Annotated in this window: 4 protein-coding genes and 1 pseudogene; 1 reads left to right on the top strand and 4 read right to left on the bottom strand. The window is 70.0% G+C overall.

Annotated features, from left to right (window positions below):
* Positions 1-951: pseudogene (locus ACXAID_RS27255) on the top strand (hypothetical protein); the annotation flags it as partial.
* 167 nt (positions 952-1,118) lie between these two features.
* Here ACXAID_RS27255 and ACXAID_RS27250 read toward each other — a convergent pair.
* The 4 genes from ACXAID_RS27250 to ACXAID_RS27235 all read right to left on the bottom strand — a co-directional run bounded on the left by ACXAID_RS27250 (position 1,119) and on the right by ACXAID_RS27235 (position 3,912).
* Positions 1,119-1,622, bottom strand: coding sequence for a hypothetical protein (locus ACXAID_RS27250; RefSeq protein WP_475025292.1), 504 nt, complete (start codon positions 1,620-1,622; stop codon positions 1,119-1,121).
* A 21-nt stretch (positions 1,623-1,643) separates the two neighbouring features.
* Positions 1,644-3,188, bottom strand: a complete 1,545-nt coding sequence (gene eccD / locus ACXAID_RS27245; protein WP_475025293.1) for a type VII secretion integral membrane protein EccD — start codon at positions 3,186-3,188, stop codon at positions 1,644-1,646.
* 96 nt (positions 3,189-3,284) lie between these two features.
* Positions 3,285-3,572, bottom strand: coding sequence for a WXG100 family type VII secretion target (locus ACXAID_RS27240; protein ID WP_475025291.1), 288 nt, complete (start codon positions 3,570-3,572; stop codon positions 3,285-3,287).
* A gap of 37 nt (positions 3,573-3,609) precedes the next feature.
* Positions 3,610-3,912: a WXG100 family type VII secretion target gene (locus tag ACXAID_RS27235; protein WP_475025290.1), complete on the bottom strand. Its 303-nt coding sequence runs from the start codon at positions 3,910-3,912 to the stop codon at positions 3,610-3,612.
* Between the last annotated feature and the right edge of the window lie 225 nt (positions 3,913-4,137).

Raw genomic sequence — 4,137 nt, 5'->3', positions numbered from 1 at the left:
ACGCGCAACACCGCCGGCTCCGCGAAGTCGGGCGGCCGGGCCGCTGTCCGTAGTGAACGTGAAGAGCACGGACCGGCCTCGGCCACCGCATTCGCCGCCATACCGGTGTCACGAGGGCGGGCCAGCCGGGATGCGATCACCGCGGCGGCCGCAACGGCCGGCGAGCACGCGGGCGGCAAGGACGACCCGCTGCGGCTGGCCCGCCGCGTCGCGGCGGCGCTCAATGCGCCCGGAACTGGCAGTGACAGAGTAGATCCCGGATTCTTCTGGGTCACTGCGGTCACCGTCGACGGCACGATCGTGGTGGCCAACAGTTTCGGGGTCGGCTATATCCCCGACGGTGTGCAGTTGCCCGAAGCCGTGCGTTTGGTCAGTGCCGACGACGAGATCCCGGTGAGCCAGCGGGCCAATTGGAGCACGTATCCCTTCGTGGCCGTGCAGGGCTGGGCGGTCCACCAGGGCACGACGTTGCGCGCCGTGATCGCCACCGCTGAACAGTTCGCCGGCACCGACCCGGGCGCCGCCAAGGTGGTGCTCGAGCCCGACGACGTACCCACCGAGGGAACGATGACGGGTCGCGACCGCCTGCAGGTGGTGGCTCCCGAGGCTGCCGAACGGCTATCCGACACCGCTGACAACGACCTGCTCGATGGCGTGCCGCCGGCTCCGGTCAGCCCCGGCGACCAGCCCGACGGGCCGAGCCGGCGGGCCAGAGCATGGATGGGCGTGCTGAGGCCGCTGGTCAGTACCGCCAATGGGCGCGAGATCGCCCACCTGCGTGCCTTCGTCACATTCTGCGGCTGCGCCGGCGACGATGCGCGGACCCGAGCTCATGCCGCCGTCGACGACGCGTCCCGGCGCGCCGCGGTGGCGGACTGGCTGTACTGGCATCATCTGGCGACCCTGCTCGACGGGGTATGCCCGGAGCCGCGCCAGCGACATACGCGCTGACAGCGCCCTGCGCGCTGCGCATTTGTACCGGCCCTGCCGACAGTGAAGCTATCGGCACGCTCGTGACTGGGCGTGCAGATAGCTTCACTGTCGGTGCGGTTCGCTGCGCCATTCCCTTTCGGGCACCGTCGCCAAACCCGAATGGCAGCAAGCCGGGCCGGCGCTGGTCAGTACGCGGACCCTGCAGCCGGATGCGACCCCGACTCGGCCTGCGACACGGGCGCGTGCTCGTCGGCAGCGCTGGATGACACGGCAGCGACGTCCGAATCGAGCTGCCCGGCAGCATCTTCGGTGTCACCTGCTGCGGCCGCCGCCTGGGTGATCAGCGGAATACCCGCCGAAAGAGTGCGCGTGGCTGCGGCGGCGACGCCCTGCACCGGACCAGGATCGGCGGTGCCGATGTGCTCCCCGAGCAACCCGTCGGCCTCGGTGTAGATCTGGGCTGCGGTGACCATGTTGCGCGCCGTCGTCGACAGCAACGCCTGCAGCGCGGGCAGCGCCTCGAGCACTGGCGTCTCGAGGACGGGTACCGTCGCCCGGGTTGCCGCAGAGACCGCGTCGGTACCCCCGATCGACGCCGGCGGCGCCGGGGCGGCCGGAAACGTCAACTCGTTCAGCGCGGTGCCGGCGGCATGCAGGGACTCGGTGTCGACGAACAACTGGTCTGCCATGTCGGACATCTCCGTTTCGGGTCAGAAGTGCAGATTGCGGACGATGTCGTAGATGCTCATCACCCACATCAGCATCGGCAGGATCGCGATGACGACGGCTCCGTCGAGCAGTTCGAGGATCCGTTTGGTCACCGGCGAGATGCGTTTGACGCCCGCGGTCGCCGCGACGATCGCCAGGGTGAGAAGAACCGTGACCAGCAGGCCTGCCAACAGCATCCAGGCCAGGTGCGGATACCAGTGGCACAGCTTGGCGACCACGCCGAACGGGATCACCACAGCGGCCGCCATCAGCGACCAGGCGCACCACCGCTCGGCGTAGAGCCGAGACCGGAAACCGCACATCACGGTCAGCAGCCCAGCCAGCACGAGGGTGTGCACGAAGAAGTGCCCGCGTACAACCGCCGCGACGGCGCCGACGGCCAGCACCAGCGATCCGGCGGCGACGAACCCGTTGAGCAGGGTCCGCGCCAACGCGGTGCGCTCGTGTAGCCGAGCGGCGGAATCGGGCACCGACGCGAGGACGACCTGCCACGCATGCGGCACGGCGTGGTCGCGTTCGGCACGGTGCGAGGCGACGGGGTTGCCGAGATCCTCGGGGTCGATGGTCTCACCGGGGGTGGGCACCGGCGGCAGGGATATCCGAGCCACGGCGACGGTCAGCTTCGCGGCATTTGTGACGATGAAGAAGCCGAGCAGAATCGCGCCCGCCGGCACCCAGCGTTGCCAGTCGAACCCGAAGGCCGTCGCGACCAACAGCATTGCGGTCAGGGTGATCACGGTGAAGGTGGCCAGCCCGATACGACGGCGGGGCCCACCCCGGGTCACCAGGGTCAGCACCAACACCGCACCGGCTGCACCGGCGAGTTGAGGGGCACCCAGTGGTGCCGCACCGGCGGGCGGTGGCACGGCGAGTGCGGCGGCGATGGCCAGCGGCGGCACCGCCGCGATCAGCAGGGCCTCGGCGAACACCGCGTTGTCGTCGGCCCGCGCAGCGATGAAGCTCCCCGCGAGGAGCAGCATCGCGAGCACGGACAGGGCCAGCGGCCACCAGATCGCGCGGCCGGTGTCCCACCACGCCACCGCGGCGACCGCGGTGGCGGCCGCCGTGAACAGCGGGGTGGCCACCGTGCTGAAACGGCCTATTGCGGTGCGGTCGAACTCGGGGGCGTCGTCGGGTACCGCCATCGCGTCGATGACGTCCTCGACCAGGGGCCGGTAGCGTTCGGTGTGGCTGACCGTCAGCAGGGTCAGCAGCGAGCCGTCGACGACGCCGGCCTCGTCGAGGGACTCGTTGGGCCGCAGTGGCGGGGCGCCGGGCCGGGCGAACGCCCACTCGCCCTGGGTGAGGAAGTCGAAGTCGGCCAGGTCACCGTCTGCGACGTCGCCGAGCATGTCGGAGAGCATCGCGACGGTGTCGTCGACGTAGGTCTCCATCGGCGCGGCCGACGGCAGGGCCAGGTCGGTCATGCGGTTTCCGGTCAGGATCGTCACCCGTGTGGTGGCCGGGCGGATGCCGGTGACCTCGGCGGGGGCGGTGGGTGCGCTCACGATGGCTGCTCCTGGGATGCGGTGGCTCTAGCCGATGGGGTGGTTGAAGACGGGAACGGACGAGTGCGGCGGACCGGACTCGCCCGATCCCGTGTTCGGCTGTGGTGCAGTGGTTCAGGCGAACATTCCGGCGACGCCGGACTCCGTCTGGGACATGGTCTGGCCGGCCTCGGTGATCCGGGCTGCCAGGTTCTGCAGGGCCGAGTTCAGTTCGGCCGAGGTGGCATCCCAGCGGCGCTGGACGGCCTGGTAGGCCTCCGAGCCGCTGCCGCCCCATGCCTCGGCGAGCTTGGCCAGCGAGGCCTTGCCCTCGTCGAGCAGGCCCTGGGTGGTCGACACCGCGGCCTGGATGGAGCCGGCGCCGGATTCGATCCCGGCGAAATTCCATGACTGTTCCGACATTGGTTTCTCCTGTTCTGGTGTTCGGTGGTTGGTCGGGTCAGAAGTTCATCTGCGAGGCAAGCGAACTGGCCTGCTCGTCGTCGGCGGCGGAGTACTGGACCCCGGCGCTCTGGATGTTGGAGGTGATGTCGCCCAGTTCCTTGATCTGGGCCTGACCGGCCTCGTGGAAGCGCAGCAGCGCCTGTTGGGCTGCTGCCCCGGCCGCGCCGCGCCACTGGGTGGCCAGCTCGCCTCCGGTGGACTCCACCTGGCGGATCACCTGCTGGAGCTCGGTGGAGATCCGGTCGAAGTTGCCGGCTTCCGCGCTCAGGGTTGCGGCATCTGTCCGCATCTCTGCCATGTCGCACTCTCTTTCTGTTCGGTGTTGCGTTGGTCTCGCCGTCGGTGGCGAGTCTTCCGGCGGTGCCGGGAAGTTCAGGCGGTGTTGGTTTCCGGGTGACGGTCACCAGTCGTCGTCGACGTGCTCCTCGTCCTCGACCGGATACGGGCCGGCCGGCGCCGGGGCGGTCACCGCGCTGGGCCGGGTCGTCGTGGCTGCTCCGGCGCCCGCCCCCATCGCCCCGAC

The sequence above is a fragment of the Mycobacterium sp. ABE4_509 genome, from assembly GCF_056160785.1.
Note: the sequence above shows the minus strand (reverse complement) of the source record. Positions and strands in the feature narration are given on the sequence as shown.